This is a genomic window from Pedobacter sp. 01N416 (genome assembly GCF_056399685.1).
Genome location: NZ_JBFTRT010001044.1, coordinates 1 through 575 on the forward strand (window position 1 = coordinate 1; position 575 = coordinate 575).

Annotated in this window: 1 protein-coding gene; it reads left to right on the plus strand. The window is 37.6% G+C overall.

Annotated elements, in window-relative coordinates; genetic code table 11:
• Positions 1–497 (plus strand): hypothetical protein (locus tag AC1DND_RS29145; RefSeq protein ID WP_477586497.1); only part of this gene is annotated, 497 nt, incomplete at its 5' end.
• Between the last annotated feature and the right edge of the window lie 78 nt (positions 498–575).

Genomic DNA, 575 nt, shown 5'->3' on the forward strand with positions numbered 1-575 from the left:
ACCCACAGGGTGTGAGGAACTTTTGGGATGGAGCAGATTATTTGTCAAGTGTTTACAAATTTGATCACCCACAGGGTGTGAGGAACTTTTGGGATGGAGCAGATTATTTGTCAAGTGTTTACAAATTTGATCAGGGGTATTTCCTGGTCATTACATTCGTTATGATTATTGTTGCTGTGCTAAAAGCAATCATGTTCTATCTAATTTTGAAATTGTTTATCGATAAAAAACTCAGTATTTCTAAGCCTTTCAGTGTAGAATTGAGGCATTTTATTTTGATACAGGTTTTTTTAGCGCTTGGGATAGGATTTTTTGCCCATTTAGGCTATAAGTATACGGTTTGGCTCGCAGAGCAAGGGGTTATGGATGCTAATCTCCGATCGTTAAATATGGATGGAGCTGATGTGTGGTTCTTTATGGCCGTTGTGCTTTTTATAATTGTACAGGTTGTAAACAGAGGAATAGAAATTCAACAAGAAAACGATTTAACGATATAATCATGAGTAGTGCAGTGAAAATTCTAAGAAACTCGGCTTATGGCCTGATTGCTTACGCGCTGATTTCAGCCTTAACAC